The following is an 18,313-nucleotide window of genomic DNA, read 5'->3' on the forward strand; positions in this document are numbered from 1 at the left end:
ACTCTCCTCAGGGCTTGACGGGATAATTGCCCTGAAGGGCGATGATGAAGTTGATGACAAGGCCCGGCATGATGTTCGCGTGGGGCTGGTTACCGCCCGTCGACAAGATCATCTGAGGCGCCATGGTCGCGAAATTCTGCGTCGGCGTGGTGGTGAAGGGCGTCGTATTATACATGCCGGTGAAGGTCGAGGCACTGACCGGCACATTGATCGCCAGCATGTTCCCGGTCGGAACTTCCAACGTCGCGGGCTGGGGATAGGCGTAAAAAGGATGGTTATGCGGTGGCATGGTCGCCTCGACGATCGTCACCTGCTCGGCGCCGAAAGACTGTCCCCGCGGATGGTTCTCGGTCATGTTCGGGCCCTGGCCGGCATGAACTGCAAGCCGCCCGCGCAGATCCGGCAGGGCAAAATTGGTGGTACCGTTGCCTCCGTAAACCGTGCCCAGGATCGAGTACAAAGCCTCATTGCCCTGGATGTTGAGAAGCGCCCCATTGCACAACGCCCAGTTCTCGGGTGCGTAGCCGCCGGCGAACATTCTGATTTCGCCAAGATATCCGTCCATTGAACCAACTTTCTTCTATGAGACTCGACGACACTGAAAGCCGTGATCAGGACCGCGGCGGCCAGAGCCCCAGATTCGCAATACAATAATAAACGGCGAGGCTGGGCTGCTCGTTCTCATGAGGCTGCCCGCCTCCTTCATATGTCACAGCGTCAGCCCTGAGCGGCGTGAGCGACGCATTGCCGGGCGCATCACCATAAATTTCAGGCCCGTCATTCTGAGTCGCGTTCGTCCCTGGGTTGGAAAGCAGCGTCTTGAAGCCTGTGGTCGTTACCGGAACGGATGTCTGTCCCTGAGTGCTCAAGGCCTGAGCGCTGTGAATGTGAGGTGGAATCTGGTTGACCGTCAGCGTCACACCCTGCAGCCCGGTGGCGTTACCCATCTGATAAGTGGCCGTGCCTGTCATATCGCTATAGCTGCCAAAATGCAGGGGCGATCGCCCCCGAAGATCCGGCAGTTTGAACGTCGTCGGCCAGTTGCCGCCATAGGCGTTGCCAATCAGTGCGGCAAGTGCCTGATTCTGGCTTACCTGCAGTTCCTGCCCTTCACACGGAAGCCAACCATTCGGTGCATACCCGAATGGAAAGATGCGGATTTCTCCGAGAAACGGATCCATCTCCTACACTACTCCTTGCTCTTTTTACCAGCCGAACGCCGCTTGCCCAGGCAAGCATCAGGTGCCCGACTTGACGCAGGGCACGATGGGGCTTCCCAAAAACAAATCGACGAGGCCAAGCACCTGCACCACATCCGAAAGTGGAGCGCCTATTGCAACCACAATCATACTCTTTAAAAAGAGCGTTCAGAACTAATTATTTCAGAGTTGCGCCAACCAGCCCGATGGGCAACCAACCTTCAGCAAAATCAGGTCGGTGCCCCTGACTCAGGATGAGTCAACATAAATAAAGGGGGGCTTGAACCAAGCCCCCCTCCGCAGATCAAACATGCTGCAAAGCAACTATGTCAGGAAAGATATTCCGGCACTTCATCACTAGGCGCCCCACCACCTTGCGTCTCCTTAGACGCATGTTCTATAAGCAACAGTGGCTTACTCCACTCCTTGGCCACCTTCTGCGATTCGTTCGTCTGATCTGCCATTGCCCCCTCCATATGGTTAAAGCAGATAAAATCCTTTAAAATTTGTTGCACGCATGAAGAGATTTTGTCAATACCTATTCGATTCGAAGCGGCCCTCGCTTATATATTCTATCGTGAAATTATACGATGTGTCACTCATGAGAGATATCATCTGATGATCATCACTTCCTTCAGCACAAAATAAAGACAACCGTCTCCGCCTTAATGCTCTCACACACATGAGCCAGCCTTGAAACTTCCGTGAGCAATACCCCCCGATTGAGATAGCCTCGATACCTAATTATATGGCATTTTCTGTTTTTCCGCACCACGTCAGGAGATCATCTATAATGCCTGTTCTCCGGAATCTCTCCGAACTCACAGCCACCGATTTTGAAGCAGCAATCGGCACGGCTTTCGTTGTACCAGGTGAAACATCCGACACCCCGATCGAGATCCTCACCCTGCGGCGGGTTGAACGGCGCAAGCCATCGCCGCCGGCCTTCGCAGAGCATTACAGCCTCATGCTCCGCGGCAGCCGGACCGACGTCTCCATCGATCCGCAGATGGTGCTGCTTGAGCACGAGACGCTGGGCGTCCTGCATCTGTTCATGAGCCCCTTCGGTCTGACCCCCGAAGGCCTGGTGCGCTATCAGATCGTCTTCGCCTGACGGCGATCAGCCGCCTTCAAACGGCAGATCGTCGTCCGGATGACCGGCGCCCCAGGTCATGAACATGTAGGGCCCCTGGGGCTTGCGGTCGACGAAGCCGAGCCGCTGATACAGCCGCCGGGCCGGGTTGTAGCTTTCCACATGCAGCCCGACATAGCGGCCGGTGCGCGCGGCTTCGTCGAGCAGAACCCGGATGATGGCCGAGCCGATGCCTTGCCCGGTGAGCATCGGCACCAGGATGATATCCACCAGCCGGATTTCGTGCACGCCGCCCCGGTCGATATACAGCCGCCCCACCGGCGCGCCGTTCTGCGTGATGATCAGAAAGGCGGTGGTGGTGTAATGGGTGGTGTAGTGATTGTCCTGCAGCCGGAACTGATCGGCCAGGAAGCTGCGTCGCACGGCATCGGGCCAGCCCGCGGCTTCAAGTTCCGCCCAACGGAACGAGATATACAGCTCGCGCAGGAAGTCGGTGTCCTGGGGCGTGCGCGGCCGGACGGCGAAGCCTTGGGTTGCAAGCGCCGGCGGCATCTCGAAACTGAGATCGGGGGCGGGCGTGGTTTCGGACATGAGGCACTGCCTGGCGACGGAGTGAGGGGGAAGCCACAGATCATGGCTGCACCCCCAAACCATCCCACGCAGCGGTCGTCCGCGTCCAGGCGAAGTTGCGCCGGCGGCGGGCCGGGCTATGACGGATCAGGCGGCGACGCGCACCAGGTCGTGCTCGGCCATCCGTTCCAGAAGCTCCATCAGATCGGCGCGGATCTCTTCGGCATCGCCCTCGTAATCGGCGACCAGCGCGGCATGCAGATCGGCCACCGAAACCGGAGCGGCCATCCGCTCCCAGATATCGGAGCCGATCTGGTCCAGGCCGTAATAATTGCCCTTGTCGACATGCATCAGCACCACCTCGCCATCGATCTCGGCGATCATCAGATCGTCATTGCGGGTGACGGTGGTCTCGGGCGTGATCGGCATCGGACAGGTCCTCTGGTGCGTCTGCTGCGGCGGGCCGGCCGGTGAACGATCGGCGACCTCTGTCGGTGAAATATATCGAGCACGGCGCCTGAAAGCGCCATGATCAAGTGCATCGGCCGCCGGAAAAATATGTGGGACATACCCTGGCCGTGCTCCGCTTTCCGTTTCATGCAACCAGAACAGAGCACAGGCGCGACGCTGATGCCGCCGCCACATGTCATCGAACCGTGATGGCGGATCCGCCTCATCGCGATCATTATCTCAATAACTCATGAGATATGGAGATAATGGTGGACGAGGCGCAGGCACTGGCCGCCTTCGCGGCACTTTCCCAGGAAACCCGTCTGCGCATCGTGCGCCTTCTGGTGACCGCAGGTCCGGACGGGCTCGCCGCCGGTACCATAGGCGAAGCGATGGGGGGCGCATCCTCGTCGCGCATGTCCTTTCATCTCGGGCAGCTTCAGCAGGCGGGCCTGGTCACGGCGCGGCGCGAGGGTCGCTTCATCCTCTACAGCGCCGCCTACCCCGCACTCGCGGCGCTTGTCGACTTCCTGATGCGCGACTGCTGCCAGGGCCATCCCGCCGTCTGTACGCCGACCGGCGCGGAAGGTTGCTGATGTCGATCATGACGATGCGGCCGGATCGCGGCGCCTGGCCGGATATCGCGGCGCTCGGCCTTACGCAGATCATCGGTTACGGCACGCTGTACTACAGCTTCGGCATTCTTGCCCCCGCCATGGCCCACGATCTCGGCTGGCCGGATGAGTGGGTGTTCGGCGCCCTGTCGGTGGCGCTGCTCGCCGGTGGCCTGGTCGCCCCCTGGTCAGGGCGTTGGATCGACCGCTTCGGTGCCGGCCGGATGATGACCGCCGGCTCTGTCGCAGCATCTCTGGCTCTGATCGGCTGCGCACTGGCACCCGACGGCTTCGCCTTCGTGCCGGCCCTGATCGCCATCGAGATCGCCTCCACCCTGGTGCAATACGGCGCGGCCTTTCCGTTGCTTGTCCAGCGCCACCCGCATGTGGCGCAACGCAGCATCGTCTGGCTGACCCTGATCGCAGGCTTTGCCTCGACGCTGTTCTGGCCGCTCACCTCGTGGCTGCATGGCTTCCTGAGCTGGCGCGAGGTCTATCTGGTCTTCGCGGCCATCAATCTTGCCCTGTGCGTCCCGCTTCATGCCTGGTTGAGCCGGCCATCGACACCCTGTGCACCCACCAACCTGCCCGGGGAACCAGCAGCCATGTCCCGGCCCGGTACGCCCCCGCCCGGTACACTCCAGGGCAGCGTGCCACCCGCCAGCCGCAGAGCGGCGTTTCTGCTGATGACCGCAGCCTTCGCCTTCCAAAGCTTCGTCAGCTCTGCGGTGCTGGTTCACATGCTGCCCATGCTGGGCAGCCTGGGCCTTGGGGTCATCGGGGTGACGGTCGGCGCGCTGTTCGGGCCGTCCCAGGTGGCGAGCCGCTTCATCAACATGATCTTCGGGCGCAACCTGTCGCAGCTCGTCCTGGCGGCGATGGCCGCCGCCCTGCTGCCGGGCGCGCTTATGCTGCTCGCCCTGACGGCCCCGTCGATTGCCGGCGCGATGGTCTTCGCCATTCTGTTCGGGATGGGCAACGGTCTTTACAGCATCGTGGGCGGCACCCTGCCGCTGGCCCTGTTCGGCGCGGAAGGCTATGGCAGACGCCAGGGACAGATCATGTCGGTGCGGCTGATCGTGGGGGCCGCGGCACCATTCGCCTTCGCCCTGTCCATGCACCGGCTGGGCGTCGAAACTGCGCTCTGGATATCGGCTGTACTGGGCTTCTGCGCGGTTGCAGCCCTGGCGATGATCGCCCGGCTGCTGCGGCGGGCCGCGCTTCGTCAGCCGGCTGCGACATGAGACGGCTGAGATGGCGGAGGGAGTGGGATTCGAACCCACGATACGTGTTACCGTATACACACTTTCCAGGCGTGCGCCTTCGACCGCTCGGCCATCCCTCCGGCCTTGTGCCCGATCGACTGTCTGTTCCGGATGCGCTGCGGCGTGTGCATCCCGGTCGACCGGCGGCGCGCATTATAGCCGGACGACGGTCAGACGCAACCATCGATCTGGGGGTCGCAACGGGATAGTGACGGAAGCATACCAGAGCATATGCCAGAGCCGCATGGCGGATGATGTACGGCGGCGGTTGCCAAGACGGGTTGATGGTCTAAGCTTGTCGTCGCTGGTCCTCGCACCCGCAGAACGGAGATCATCTGCCGCATGTCGGTTCGCCGGAGCCTTGCCTTGCTGCTGCTCATCGCCGCCCTGGTGCTTGTCGGCCTCGAAGCCGTCGGGGCCTGGTATCAGGGCATATGGGAGATCATTCCCTTGTCCAGCCTGTGGGCCGCCATCGACCGCAACAGCCTGATCGGCCTGCAGGCCGGGATCGAGAACAATCTGTGGCCCGGTCTGTGGCCGCCGGTGCGGACGGTTCTGGAACTCCCGGTCTGGGCTGTGGCTGCCATTCTGGGCGTGCTGCTGCTGGTCACCGGCAGCAGCCGTGCAGAGAGTGACAGACGCCGGCGGTTCAGCCGGCGACGCTGACGAAAAATGCCCGGGGTGCATCAACCCCGGGCATCAACCTTGCACCACAGACTGTCGATCGGCCGGTCAGCCGTCGATCTTGAGCGCGGCGATGAAGGCCGACTGCGGGATCTCGACATTGCCGTAGGTCCGCATGCGCTTCTTGCCTTCCTTCTGCTTCTCCAGCAGCTTGCGCTTGCGGCTGACGTCGCCGCCATAGCACTTGGCCAGCACGTCCTTGCGCAGCGCCTTCACGGTCTCGCGCGCCACCACCCGGCCGCCGATCGCCGCCTGAACCGCGATCTGGAACATCTGGCGGGGGATCAGGTCCTTCAGCCGTTCGCAGATCACCCGGCCGCGGGTCTCGGCCATGGCGCGGTGGACGATGATCGACAGCGCATCGACCGGCTCCTTGTTGACCAGGATGGTCAGCTTGACGAGATCGCTCTCCTCATAGCCCTGAAGCTGATAATCGAAACTGGCATAGCCGCGGCTGACCGATTTCAGCCGGTCGTAGAAATCAAACACCACTTCGGCCAGCGGCAGTTCATAGACCACCATGGCCCGGCCGCCGACATAGGTCAGCTCCTTCTGCCGACCGCGCTTCTCTTCGCAGAGTTTCAGCACGGCGCCCAGATGGTCATCCGGCACCATGATGGTGGCATTGATCATCGGCTCTTCGATATGGTCGATCTGCACCGGGTCGGGCATGTCCGCCGGGTTGTGCAGCTCCATGATCGAGCCGTCGGTCTTGTAGATCTTATAGACCACGCTCGGCGCCGTGGTGATCAGGTCCAGATTGAACTCGCGTTCCAGCCGCTCCTGGATGATCTCCAGATGCAGCAGGCCCAGGAAGCCGCAGCGGAAGCCGAGACCCAGCGCCGTCGAGGTCTCGGGCTCGAAATGCAGCGCCGCATCGTTGAGCCGGAGCTTGCCCAGGCTGTCGCGCAGATGCTCGTAATCGCTGGCATCGACCGGGAAGAGCGAGCAGAACACCACCGGCACGGTCGGCTTGAAGCCCGGCAGAGGCGCCGCAGCCGGCCGATCCTCTTCGGTGATCGTGTCACCGACCTGAGCGTCGGCGATGTCCTTGATGCCGGCCGTGATGAAACCGATCGAGCCGCAGCCGAGCGTATCGATCATCAGCGGCTTGGGCGTGAACACGCCCACCCGGTCGACCGGATGCGCGCGCTTCGTCGCCATGAAGCGGATTTTGGCGCCCTTCCTGAGCGTCCCGTCCTTCACCCGCACCAGGATGACCACGCCCAGATAAGGGTCGTACCAGCTGTCGACCACCAGCGCCTTCAACGGTGCCGCCGGATCGCCGGCAGGCGCCGGCAGGCGGGTGACCAGGGCTTCCAGCACATCGTCGATGCCGATACCGGTCTTGGCCGAGATCGGGATCGCCTGCGAGGCATCGAGGCCGATCACGTCCTCGATCTGCTGCTTGATCCGCTCGGGCTCTGCCGCCGGCAGGTCGACCTTGTTCAGCACCGGCACGATTTCGTGATCATTGTCGATCGCGAGATAGGCATTGGCCAGCGTCTGCGCTTCCACGCCCTGGCTGGCATCGACCAGCAGCAGAGAGCCTTCGCAGGCCGACAGCGAACGGCTGACCTCGTAGGAGAAGTCCACATGGCCGGGCGTGTCGATCAGGTTCAGTTCGTAGGTCTTGCCGTCCCTGGCGTCATAGGTGAGCCGGACGGTCTGCGCCTTGATCGTGATGCCCCGCTCGCGCTCGATATCCATCGAGTCGAGGATCTGCTCTTTCATCTCGCGGCCCTGAAGACCGCCCAGCCGCTCGATCAGGCGGTCGGCGAGGGTCGACTTGCCATGGTCGATATGGGCGATGATCGAGAAGTTGCGGATGTTCGCGAGGTCGGTCATGGACATCCCCGAAGGGCCGGGCCCCGTCAGCCGGATGGGCACAAGGGGCCGGGCAGGCACAAGCGTTTGAGTTGCCGGGGAACATAAGGCCCACAAGGGGCGCTGGCAACCGGGATCGGCGTCAGGCGGCCCCATGGCCACAGCGGGCGGGGCAGGCGTCAGGCCGCACCGCGCACCAGCCCGTTGGCCGCTTCCGGCGCGTCGTCCTCTACCTGAACGACGCGCGGTGCCGCAGACAGGCCGGGCAGGATCACGTCTTCGTCCTGATCGGCGCCCCCGTGCCCCAGCACCGCATAGAGCTGGATCGGGTCGGTCTTGCCGGCGAGCACGGTGGGCGCCAGCCGTTCAAGCAGGAAGCCTCCGCCGGCCTTGGCGATCACCGCCTCGGACACCAGCAGATCGCGGCCATGCTGTTTGCACGCCGCCTCGATCCGGCTTGCCGTGTTCACCGTATCGCCGATGACCGTATGCTCCAGGCGCTCCGGCGTGCCGACATTGCCGACCAGGGCCGGGCCGACATGCACCCCCACATCCTGTGCGAGCGGCGGCTCGCCGGCAGCGATCCGCCGCCGGTTCAGCCGCTCCAGCGCCTCGCGCATGGCAAGTGCCGTTTCCAGCGCGCGGCGCGCCGGGTTGGGATCGGGTTCGGCCGATCCGAAGGTCACCATGATCGCATCGCCGATGAACTTGTCGAGCGTACCGCCGTGGGCAAAGACGGTGGCGACCATCTCGGCATGATAGCTGCGCAGCAGGTCCAGCACATGGGCGGGCGGCATCTGGGCGGACAGCCGGGTGAAGCCGCGGATATCGGCGAACAGAACCGCCACCTCGCGCACCACGCCACCGGGGCGGAAGAAATCGTCTCCACCTTCAGCGATGCGGGCGGCCACGGCCGGGGAGAAATAGCGGCGGAGCTGATCCGAAGCATGCTGCTGACGCACCGCCTGAACCGCCATGTGGCGGGCGACCCTGGTCATGAAGGCGAGCAGCAGCCCCACCACCATCACGATCACCATGTCAGCAACCACCAGTCTGGGCGCCACGCCCATGCCGGTCATGGCAGCGAGCGGATCGGTGGTGATCGCCGTTCGGGGATCGTTCAGGATCATACCCGAGAAGCCGCCATAGATCGCCACGAAGCCGACCGCGATCACCAGCGGATAGGCCGGGCGGAAGGCGAGGGCATTCACCACCATCACCATCAGCACGCCGACCGTCATGCGGGTCTGCAGGAAGAATTGCGGCCCGACCACCTGATCCGCTCCGGAGCCGACATACCAGATCACCGGCAGCCCGCTCAGCACCATCACATCCAGCAGAGTCGCCAGATAGCCGGTGAGTTTGGGGCAGCCCTGGCGATCCAGATGCATCAACAGGGCCGCCGTGCCGATCGCCGCCCCACCGCAGAGCAGGCCGACCAGAGCCAGCTCTCCGATGGTCTGATACAGCAAGACATGCAACCCGAAGACAATGCCGAGCATGCCGAGCCGGGCAATCAGCGCAAAGCGCACGCCCTTCTTTTCCCGGGCAAGCAGCAGTTGATCGACTTCGGACATGCGCCGGCAGCCTCTGACGGACAGGTATGGCACGACTGGTCATCTGGCGGAATCCGGCGGGGAAACTGCCGGAGAACCGCATATGGGCGTGTTTCCGGGCGCCATCAATGCCACAGCCGATCCGAATGACACCCGGATGACAATCATACGGCGGCGCAGCAAAAATGGATCGTGTCAAAAACGCAGGGGCGGCACGGTCTGCGACGCATGTCACACCCCGTACCGCCCCTGGCGCTTTTGATCAGAACGCGGCTGGCTGCGTGTCAGCCCCGCAGCACGGCCCCGGTGGCCTTGGTCACCGCTGCCACGATCCGGTCAGACACCGCCTGGATCTCGGCATCGGTCAGCGTGCGCTCCACCGGCTGAAGGGTGACCGATACCGCGAGCGAAACCTTGCCGGCGCCCAGCCGCTCACCCTCGTAACGGTCGAAGACCGAGACGTCGGTGATCAGCTTCTTCTCGGCACCGCGAACCGCCTTGACCAGCGCCTCGGCTGCAACCCCGGCGTCGACGACGAAGGCGAAATCGCGCTCGACCGGCTGCAGGTCGTGCAGCACCAGCGCCGGACGGGTCCGGTCCGCCTTGCGCTTCGGCTCGGGCAAAGCGTCGAGATCCAGTTCGAAGCCGACCGCCGGCCCCTTCACATCATGGGCTTCGACCACCAACGGATGCAGCTCACCGAAGAAGCCGAGAGTCAGCTTCGGCCCCAGCTTCACCGCCGCCGACCGGCCGGGGTGGTAATGCGCCGGCGCTTCGCCAGGGACGATCTGCACCTTGTCGGCATCCATGCCCGCCGCGGCGAGCGCCGCCAGGATGTCGGCCTTGGCATCGAAGACGTCGACCGGCCGCGGCTGGCCGGCCCAGTTGCGCGGCCCCGTGCGACCGGTACGCAGACCGGTCGCCAGATTGCGCTGATCTTCAGGCGCAACGCCGCGCCAGCCGGGTCCGACCTCGAACCACCGGCCGTCCGGTTCGCCACGCGCAGCAGCACGGCCGGCAATCATGACCAGAGAGGCGAGCGGGGTCGGCCGCATCACTTCCAGATCCGCCGAGATCGGATTCAGCAGATGCAACTCGTCCGCTCCGCCGCCGAAACGCCTGGCAGCAGCGGCGGTCAGGAAGGAGTAGTTCACCGTCTCGACCAGGCCGCGGGCGGCCAGGTCACGGCGAACCCAGCCCGCCCGGCGACGGCGGTCGTTGGTCGCCGTGCGGGTGACGACATCCACCCTCGGCAGCGGCACCGGCGGCACGGCGTCATAGCCGTTGATGCGCAGCACCTCCTCGACCAGATCCGCCTCGCCCTCGACATCCTGGCGCCAGCTGGGCACGCGGACCTGCCAGAGGACGTCGCTCTCCTGCACCACATCGAAGCCGAGGCGGGTGAGGATCGTGGCCTGCGCGGCCGGATCGACGACGATGCCGCCCAGACTTTCCACCCGCGCCGGGCGGAAGCCGATGACCCGGTCGAAGCCCGGCACCTCGCCCGCAACCGTGACCTCGGACGCCTCGCCACCGGCAAGCTTCAGGATCAGTGCGGTCGCAATTTCGGTGCCCGGCAGCACCGTTTCGGGATCGACGGTGCGCTCGAAGCGATAGCGGGCATCGCTCAGGATCGAGAGGGCCCGGCCGCTTTCGGCGATCCGCTTGGGATCGAACCAGGCGCATTCCAGCACCACCTCGGTGGTGGTCTCGTCGACGCCGGTCGCCTCGCCACCCATGATGCCGCCCAGGCTCTGCACCCCGGCATCGTCGGCGATCACCACGTCGCGGCCGGCACCCAGCGCATAGGTCCGCTCGTCCAGCGCCTTCAGGCTTTCGCCCTCGGCGGCGGTGCGGATGGTCAGACCGCCGGTCAGCTTCTTTGCATCGAAGACATGCAGCGGCCGGCCCAGATCCAGCGACACATAGTTGGTGATGTCGACCAGCACCGAAATCGGCCGCAGGCCGACCGCGGTCAGCCGGCGCAACATCCACTCGGGCGCCGCACCATTGGTCACGCCGCGGATGGTGCGGCCGGCAAAAACCGGGCAACCGGCCTTTGCATCGTCGGTGATCCGGATCGCGATCGGGTTCGGGAAGCTGCCCGCGACCGGGGTCGCATCCAGCGGCTTCAGCGTACCAAGGCCGGCAGCGGCCAGATCGCGGGCGATACCGCGCACGCCCAGGCAGTCACCCCGGTTGGGGGTGATCGCAATCTCGATAACCGGATCGTCGACACCCAGCACCGGCGCGAAAGGCTGGCCGAGCGGCGCGTCCTCGGGCATCTCGATGATGCCGTCATGCTCGTCCGACAGGCCCATCTCGCGCATCGAGACCAGCATGCCGTTGCTTTCGACGCCGCGGATCTTCGAGGGCTTGAGCGTGAGCCCGGTGCCGGGCACGGTGAGGCCCGACCGCGCGAAGACGGCCTTCAGGCCGGTGCGGGCATTGGGCGCGCCGCAGACGACCTGGACCTCGCCATCACCGGTATCCACGCGGCAGACCCGGAGCTTGTCTGCATCCGGATGCTGCTCGGCCGAGATGACATGGGCGATGGTGAACGGGGCAAGCGCCGCGCGCCGGTCGGTGATCTCCTCCACCTCGAGCCCGACCGCGGTCAGCGCAAGCGCGATCCGATCCAGATCGGCATCGGTGTCGAGATGGTCCTTCAACCAGGACAGGGTGAACTTCATCGCGAGTGATCTCCGTTCAGCGCGTCAGACCGCCGGCGAGCGTCGGCAGATCGGCCGCCGCGAAGCCGTAATGCTTCAGCCAGCGCGGATCGCCCTCGAAGAAGGTGCGCAGATCCGGCACGCCGTACTTCAGCATGGCAATCCGTTCGATGCCCATGCCGAAGGCGAAGCCCTGATACTCGTTGGGGTCGATGCCGGCCATGGCCAGCACCTTGGGGTGGACCATGCCACAGCCCAGGATCTCCAGCCAGTCGCCGTAATTGCCGATCTTGAGTTCACCGCCGCCGCGCTGGCAGCCGATATCCATCTCGGCCGACGGCTCCGTGAACGGGAAATAGCTTGGCCGGAAGCGTACGGGAAGATCATCCACCTCGAAGAAGGCCTTGGCGAACTCGATCAGGCAGCCCTTCAGATGCGCCATGGTGATGTCGCGATCGATCACCAGCCCCTCCACCTGATGGAACATCGGGGTGTGGGTCATGTCGCTGTCGCTGCGATAGGTCCGCCCCGGCGCAATGATCCGGTAGGGCGGCTTGCCCGCCTCCATGGTGCGGATCTGCACCGGCGAGGTGTGGGTGCGCAGCACCAGGTTGGCACCGTCTTCGGCCTTGCCGCGGACATAGAAGGTGTCGTGCATCTGCCGGGCAGGATGCTCCGGCGGGATGTTGAGCGCAGTGAAGTTGTAATAGTCGGTCTCGATCTGCGGACCTTCGGCCACCTGGAAGCCCATATCGGCGAAGATGGCGGTCAGCTCGTCGATCACCTGCGAGATCGGGTGAATCCGGCCCTGGGGCTCGGGGCGCACCGGCAGGGTGACGTCGATCCGCTCGGCCGCGAGGCGGGCATCAAGCGCCGCCGCCTTCAGCACCTCGCGGCGAGCCTCCAGTGCCGTCTGCAGCTGGTCACGGACCTGGTTCAGCGCCTGCCCGGTCGCCTTGCGCGCCTCGGGATCCAGGGCGCCCAGGCCCTTCAGCATCTCGGTGATGCGGCCCTTGCGGCCAAAGGCCTGAACGCGCACCTCTTCGAGCGCGTCGAGATCGGCGGCAGCGGCGATGCGCCCCTCGATCTCCTCCTTCAGGCTGTCGATGTCGGTCATGGAGGCCTCGGGATCAGTTTGGCTCGACGGTCTTATGCGTATCGGACGTCTGAGATTCGCCGGAGTCCGGGATTCCGACGGAGGGGCAGAATGCGCGTTCACCAGTGACGGTTCGATGACACCGCGCCCTTCCGGATAAACCTGGCTCAGAACGCAAAACGAGGGGTCCCGCAGGCGCGGGCCCCCTCGCTTCGATCGGCGTCCTTCTGTGCCGGATCCGGGTCACCGGGCGTCACCGCCCGATATCCGCGTCTCTCAGGCACCGGCCTTGGCGAGAGCGCTCTGCGCCTGCTCGACAAGGCTCTTAAAGGCTGCGGGCTCGTGCACGGCCAGATCCGACAGAACCTTGCGGTCCATCTCGATGGCCGCGGCCTTCAGGCCGGCCATGAACTGGCTGTAGGTCATGCCCAGCTCGCGCGTACCAGCGTTGATGCGCTGAATCCACAGCGCGCGGAACTGGCGCTTGCGGACGCGACGGTCGCGGTAGGCATACTGCAGGTTCTTGTCGACGCGCTGCTTGGCTGCGCGGATCGTCTTGGACGAGCGGCCACGGGCGCCCTCGGCCAGCTTCAGAACCTTCTTGTGGCGCGCATGGGACGTCACGCCGCGCTTCACACGGGCCATCGTCTGTACTCCCGATGGAAATCATTGGAGCCGGCCGTTCAATCGGCCGGACACTGCATCTTCAGTCGTCGTCCGCCGGGAGCCGGTCAGGCGTAGGGCAGGAACTGCTTGACGATCTTGGCGTCGGCAGCCGTCAGGATCTGGGTCTTGCGGCTGTTGCGCTTCTGCTTCTGCGTCTTGGACGACATGCAGTGACGATGGAAGGCGCTGGCGCGGCGGACCTTGCCGCTCGCAGTCAGGCGGAACCGCTTCTTGGCGCCGCTCTTGCTCTTCAGCTTTGGCATTTTGCTCTCCGTCTGTTCAGGTCGCACCACCAGTCGCCGCCAGCGGCAGCACAGGACGATGCGGAGCATCCACGGCGGACGGGCATGCCAGAGGCCACGGCCACCATGTCGCGCGGAGCGGTCACCCGTTCCGGCGTTTCGAAGCCGGCTTTATAGCGATGCTGCCTGCACTTGGCAAGTGCAGGACGCACGCCATCACTCAAAAGGCAGCCGGGATCCTGCGGGTCCCGGCGCCCATCGCGAGCCGGCAGGCACGAGACCGGTCAGCTCATGCCTTTTCGGCGGCCTTGTCCGCACCTTCGGCCTTCTCGCCCGGCTGGACGAGCGGTGCAAGCACCATGGTCATCTGACGACCTTCCAGAGTCGGGCGCTGCTCGACCTTGCCCAGTTCGGCAAGATCACCCGAAACCCGCATCAGGACGCGCATGCCCAGATCCTGGTGCGTCACTTCACGACCGCGGAAGCGCATGGTGATCTTCACCTTGTCGCCTTCGGTCAGGAACTTGACGGCATGCTTCATCTTGACGTTGTAGTCGTTGTCGTCGATGTTCGGCCGGAACTTGAGTTCCTTGATCTCGATCGTCTTGTGCTTCTTCCGGGCCTCCTGGGCCTTCTTCTGCGACTCGTACTTGAACTTGCCGTAGTCGAGAAGCTTGCACACCGGCGGCTCGGCCTGAGCCGCGACTTCAACCAGGTCGAGCCCGGCATCGGCAGCGCGGTTCAGGGCGTCGTCCCGGGAGACGATACCGATCATGTTGCCGTCGGCGTCGATCAGACGCACCTGCGGCACGCGGATGGCTTCATTGATGCGATGGGCGTCGCGATTCGCGTTCGGCGCCACCGGCATTGGTCTTCTAGCGATGGTCAGTCCCCTTTCGATTGCCGACCGGAAACCCGCACCCTGCGGGCCGGGCCAGGAAACCCGCCACGGGCCACGATACCGGCGGGAAAAACCGGATATGGTGACGACAGGCTGATTCTTGAACCGGGCGACAGGGCATGAAGCGGGGTCGACGCGCACATGCGCGTCGCCGATATGACAGAAGGATAGTCACGGTCCGGAGCCGCGCAAGTCTTTCTTGAACGGCGACTTAGCCGCGGTCACGTCTCCAGCAGCCGGCGGATCGCGGTCGCGACCTCTCCGACCGACAGATCGGCCAGCCGATCCGACCGCAGCCAGGACGCGCGCGGCCCGCGGGGCCGGGTCAGTTGCGGATCGCTCTCCTTCGAGAAGAGGCTGAGCGACGGGCAGCCGACCGCGGCGATCAGGTGCATCGGCCCGGTGTCATTGCCCACCGCAATCGCCGCGCGCCGGGCCAGGCTTGCGATATCGGCAAAACTGGTGCGCCCCTGCAAAGACACGGCTCGCGGCTCGGCGGCGACCACCGCACCGATCGCTTCGGCTTCGGCATTCGTGCCGATCAGGATCGGCCTGATGCCCTGATCGGCGAGCAGACCTGCCGTCTCGGCATACTTCTCAGCGGGCCAGCGTTTGCCGGGGCGATGCACTGCACCGCCCGGCACCAGAAGGCCGAACCGCGCCGGCAGGTCGAAGCCGGACAGATCGGCCTTCAGAAAGCTGAGGTCGGGCGCCGGTACCCGCTTGATCCCGGCCATGACCAGCTGTTCGGCCTGGCGCTCCAGCGTGTGCATGTGGTCGCGCTGCGGGTTGGCATGCGGCAGCGCGCATCCGGGGGCAATACCGGACCAGAGCGGCCGCGGCCGGTCGAAGAGCCTGAAATAGCTGCTGCTGCGATCGCTGGTCTGGAGATCGTAAACCCGCTCGAAGCCTTCCGCGTTCAGTCGGCGGCGCATGTCTCGGACTTTGCCGAACTGCCAGGCCTTGGGTCGCTCGTCGATCCAGATCTCGTCGAACAGCCCGCTCTGTTCCAGCAGCCCGGCATAGGGCTTCGTGGTCAACAGGGTGATACGGCCCTCCGGATGGGCCAGGCGGATCGCCTTCATCGGCCCGAGCGCCAGGATTACGTCGCCGAACGCAGAATGCTTGATCACCAGCACGCGGGCCCGTGGATCGGGCACCGGCGGCACGATGATTTTCTGTACCGTCTTCATGCCGGCCGTCTCCGGGCCAGCGCCTCTTCGTAGACCGCAAGCGTCGACGCCTGCATCCGGGCAAGGGTGAAGCGGCCGTCGACCTGGGCAATCATCGCCCGTGCCGCCGCGGCCCGCGTCTTCGGATCCATGCCGAGCGCCAGCCCCAGCGCCCGCGCCAGCGCGCCGGCATCCCCCGGCGGCACCAGCATGCCACCGACATTCGTGTCCACGGTCTCACGCGCCCCGCCATGGTCCGTGGCGATGATCCAGCGACCCATCGCCTGGGCCTCCACCGGCACCCGGCCGAAGGCCTCGGGCTCCGTCGCCGGTGACACCACCACATCGGCAAGCATGTAGGCAGCCGGCATGTCGCGCTCGGCTTCGGCGATACCCGCCACATCCTCCAGCCCGCGATCGCGGATCGCCTGCTCGATTTCCGATCGGTAGCTTTCGGTGCCGGGAGCAGCCCCGACCATCACGCATTGCAGATCGCGCCGCCCCAGTTCTGCCAGCGCATCGAGCAGCACCATATGCCCTTTCCAGCGGCTGAGCCGGCCGGGCATCAGGATCAGCGCCCGGCTTTCATCCAGCCGCCAGCGGCGGGCGAGTGCGATGATCCGGTCGGCCGAGACCGCTGCCGGATGGAATTTCGAGACATCCACCCCGCGCGGGATGGTCCGGATCACGGCCGGATCGACGCCATAGACCGTCTGCAGATGGTCGGCGATGAAGTCCGAGATGGCGATCAGCGGTCGGCCGCGGGTCATTACCGCGTTGTAGCGGCGCTTCAGCCAGCTGCCGTGACCATAGGTGCCGTGAAAGGTCGTCACGAAGGGAGTGCCGGTGCGCTCCGCCGCCATGAAGGCGCTCCAGGCCGGTGCGCGAGAGCGGGCGTGGACCAGATCGACCCCCTCCTCCCGGATCAGATCGGCGAGCCGCCCGGCATTGGCGCGGATCGCCCAGGGGCGCTTCGTCGCCAGCGGCAGGGTGACATGCCGCCCGCCCAGCCGCTCCAGCTCCACCGCCAGCGGCCCCCCTTCGGAGGCGACGATTGCCCGCCAGCCGGCCGCGATCAGGCCGGCCGCGATATCGACGGTCCCGCGCTCGACACCGCCCGGCCCCAGCGCCGGGAGCACCTGGAGGACGGTGCGCGGCCGGGTGGTCGAAGCGGGGAGCGTCACAGGACCGTCGTTTGGGTCATGGGCGGGCTTGCTGCTAATATCGTCCGATTGCACCGGGTTCAGGGCTCCATGCGGGCGAGGACACGGCTGGCCCGGCCCCCGGCCGGATCCGCCCACAGACTACACGAGCGACCTTTCGGGCAGAAGTCCGGGCTGCCAGGCCCCGAAATGGTCACCGGTCTGGCTGTCATGCATCCGGCCCGTCACCCCGGTTTCGTCCACATCCAACCCCCATCCCCCAAATGGAGGATCGCGTGTCCACCCCCACCTCTTCCGCCGATGCCGCCCATCCCGCCGGTTCCGATACCGGTCGCATCGACCGCGGCGACGGCGTGTATCTGGCCTATCATCGCCACCTGCCCAAGCTCTGGGCACCGGGGCCAGGCGTCGTGTTCCTGGGCGGTTTCCGATCGGACATGACCGGCACCAAAGCCATGGCGCTCGACGGGTTCTGCGCCCGCACCGGCCGGCCCTATCTGCGCTTCGACTATTCCGGTCACGGCGCCTCGGACGGCGCCTTCGAAGACGGCTGCATCGGTCGCTGGGTCGAGGACGCGCTGGTGATGATCGACCGGCTGACCGACGGGCCGCTGGTTCTGGTCGGCTCCAGCATGGGCGGCTGGATCATGCTGCGCGTTGCCCTGGCCCGCCCGGATCGGGTGAAGGGCATGATCGGCATCGCCGCAGCTCCGGATTTCACTGAAAAGCTGATGTGGCCCGACATGACGGCCAGCCAGCAGGAGACGCTGCTCCGTGACGGTCGCCTGGAGATCCCGTCGGAATACGACCCGGAACCTACGGTGATCACCCGTCGGCTGATCGAAGAAGGGCGCGACAATCTGGTACTCGACGGCCCGATCCCCTTCGACGGGCCGGTACGCCTGCTTCATGGTCTGGAAGACCCCGACGTGCCCTGGCGGCTGTCGCTGGAAACCGCCGCGGCACTGACCACCACCGATCTCCGGATCGAACTGGTCAAGGGCGGTGATCACCGGCTCTCGACGCCGTCCGACATCGCCATGCTGACCCGCACCCTCGACGAGGTGTGCCGGCTGGTGGTCGAAGCGGATTGATCCGGGGCCACGGCTCCCTACATATCAAGAACCTTCAACCCGCCGCAGC

At 65.0% G+C, this 18,313-nt stretch carries 18 protein-coding genes and 1 tRNA gene; 5 read left to right on the top strand and 14 right to left on the bottom strand.

Annotation, left to right across the window (positions count from 1 at the left end):
- Positions 1–7: 7 nt before the first annotated feature.
- Both P7L68_RS24970 and P7L68_RS24975 read right to left on the bottom strand, forming a co-directional pair.
- Positions 8–565, bottom strand: coding sequence for a phage tail protein (locus tag P7L68_RS24970; RefSeq protein WP_372002517.1), 558 nt, complete (start codon positions 563–565; stop codon positions 8–10).
- Between the two features lie 46 nt (positions 566–611).
- The gene (locus P7L68_RS24975; protein WP_372002518.1) at positions 612–1,181 is read right to left on the bottom strand and encodes a phage tail protein; all 570 of its coding nucleotides are present in this window, start codon (positions 1,179–1,181) and stop codon (positions 612–614) included.
- Between the two features lie 811 nt (positions 1,182–1,992).
- Here P7L68_RS24975 and P7L68_RS24980 point away from each other — a divergent pair.
- Positions 1,993–2,313, top strand: a complete 321-nt coding sequence (locus P7L68_RS24980; RefSeq protein WP_372002519.1) for a hypothetical protein — start codon at positions 1,993–1,995, stop codon at positions 2,311–2,313.
- 6 nt (positions 2,314–2,319) lie between these two features.
- Here the strand turns inward: P7L68_RS24980 and P7L68_RS24985 are convergent, their stop codons facing one another.
- On the bottom strand, positions 2,320–2,883 hold the full coding sequence (locus P7L68_RS24985) for an N-acetyltransferase family protein (RefSeq protein ID WP_372002520.1): 564 nt from the start codon (positions 2,881–2,883) through the stop codon (positions 2,320–2,322).
- 126 nt (positions 2,884–3,009) lie between these two features.
- Positions 3,010–3,291: a PqqD family peptide modification chaperone gene (locus P7L68_RS24990; protein WP_062761748.1), complete on the bottom strand. Its 282-nt coding sequence runs from the start codon at positions 3,289–3,291 to the stop codon at positions 3,010–3,012.
- Between the two features lie 290 nt (positions 3,292–3,581).
- Between P7L68_RS24990 and P7L68_RS24995 the strand changes: the two genes are divergently transcribed.
- Positions 3,582–3,908, top strand: coding sequence for an ArsR/SmtB family transcription factor (locus tag P7L68_RS24995; RefSeq protein ID WP_372006958.1), 327 nt, complete (start codon positions 3,582–3,584; stop codon positions 3,906–3,908).
- Positions 3,908–5,170, top strand: coding sequence for an arsenite efflux MFS transporter ArsK (arsK, locus tag P7L68_RS25000; RefSeq protein WP_372002521.1), 1,263 nt, complete (start codon positions 3,908–3,910; stop codon positions 5,168–5,170). Before P7L68_RS24995 ends, arsK begins: the two co-directional genes overlap by 1 nt.
- Positions 5,171–5,181: 11 nt before the next feature.
- Here arsK and P7L68_RS25005 read toward each other — a convergent pair.
- A tRNA-Ser gene (locus tag P7L68_RS25005) sits at positions 5,182–5,271 on the bottom strand.
- Positions 5,272–5,533: 262 nt separating this feature from the next.
- Between P7L68_RS25005 and P7L68_RS25010 the strand changes: the two genes are divergently transcribed.
- Complete coding sequence (locus P7L68_RS25010) at positions 5,534–5,857, top strand: hypothetical protein (protein ID WP_372002522.1); 324 nt, start codon at positions 5,534–5,536, stop codon at positions 5,855–5,857.
- A gap of 66 nt (positions 5,858–5,923) precedes the next feature.
- Here the strand turns inward: P7L68_RS25010 and lepA are convergent, their stop codons facing one another.
- The 9 genes from lepA to P7L68_RS25055 all read right to left on the bottom strand — a co-directional run bounded on the left by lepA (position 5,924) and on the right by P7L68_RS25055 (position 17,191).
- The gene (gene lepA, locus P7L68_RS25015; RefSeq protein WP_372002523.1) at positions 5,924–7,723 is read right to left on the bottom strand and encodes a translation elongation factor 4; all 1,800 of its coding nucleotides are present in this window, start codon (positions 7,721–7,723) and stop codon (positions 5,924–5,926) included.
- Between the two features lie 158 nt (positions 7,724–7,881).
- Positions 7,882–9,279, bottom strand: coding sequence for an adenylate/guanylate cyclase domain-containing protein (locus P7L68_RS25020; RefSeq protein ID WP_372002524.1), 1,398 nt, complete (start codon positions 9,277–9,279; stop codon positions 7,882–7,884).
- A gap of 263 nt (positions 9,280–9,542) precedes the next feature.
- On the bottom strand, positions 9,543–11,951 hold the full coding sequence (pheT, locus tag P7L68_RS25025; RefSeq protein WP_372002525.1) for a phenylalanine--tRNA ligase subunit beta: 2,409 nt from the start codon (positions 11,949–11,951) through the stop codon (positions 9,543–9,545).
- A gap of 16 nt (positions 11,952–11,967) precedes the next feature.
- The gene (gene pheS, locus P7L68_RS25030; protein ID WP_014743717.1) at positions 11,968–13,047 is read right to left on the bottom strand and encodes a phenylalanine--tRNA ligase subunit alpha; all 1,080 of its coding nucleotides are present in this window, start codon (positions 13,045–13,047) and stop codon (positions 11,968–11,970) included.
- Between the two features lie 255 nt (positions 13,048–13,302).
- Positions 13,303–13,671: a 50S ribosomal protein L20 gene (gene rplT / locus P7L68_RS25035; RefSeq protein ID WP_014743716.1), complete on the bottom strand. Its 369-nt coding sequence runs from the start codon at positions 13,669–13,671 to the stop codon at positions 13,303–13,305.
- 86 nt (positions 13,672–13,757) lie between these two features.
- Complete coding sequence (rpmI, locus tag P7L68_RS25040; RefSeq protein ID WP_014743715.1) at positions 13,758–13,955, bottom strand: 50S ribosomal protein L35; 198 nt, start codon at positions 13,953–13,955, stop codon at positions 13,758–13,760.
- A 268-nt stretch (positions 13,956–14,223) separates the two neighbouring features.
- Positions 14,224–14,802 carry a translation initiation factor IF-3 gene (gene infC, locus P7L68_RS25045; RefSeq protein WP_062761755.1) on the bottom strand — a complete coding sequence of 193 codons (579 nt, stop codon included), beginning with the start codon at positions 14,800–14,802 and terminating at the stop codon, positions 14,224–14,226.
- 254 nt (positions 14,803–15,056) lie between these two features.
- Complete coding sequence (locus P7L68_RS25050; RefSeq protein WP_372002526.1) at positions 15,057–16,028, bottom strand: glycosyltransferase family 9 protein; 972 nt, start codon at positions 16,026–16,028, stop codon at positions 15,057–15,059.
- On the bottom strand, positions 16,025–17,191 hold the full coding sequence (locus tag P7L68_RS25055; RefSeq protein WP_372002527.1) for a glycosyltransferase family 4 protein: 1,167 nt from the start codon (positions 17,189–17,191) through the stop codon (positions 16,025–16,027). Before P7L68_RS25055 ends, P7L68_RS25050 begins: the two co-directional genes overlap by 4 nt.
- Before the next feature lie 254 nt (positions 17,192–17,445).
- Here P7L68_RS25055 and P7L68_RS25060 point away from each other — a divergent pair, with 254 nt between their 5' ends.
- Positions 17,446–18,264 (top strand): alpha/beta hydrolase, encoded by an 819-nt coding sequence (locus P7L68_RS25060; protein ID WP_372002528.1) that lies wholly within the window; start codon positions 17,446–17,448, stop codon positions 18,262–18,264.
- Positions 18,265–18,313: the final 49 nt, after the last annotated feature.

This window comes from Tistrella mobilis, assembly GCF_041468085.1.
Classification (GTDB): Bacteria; Pseudomonadota; Alphaproteobacteria; order Tistrellales; family Tistrellaceae; genus Tistrella; species Tistrella mobilis_A.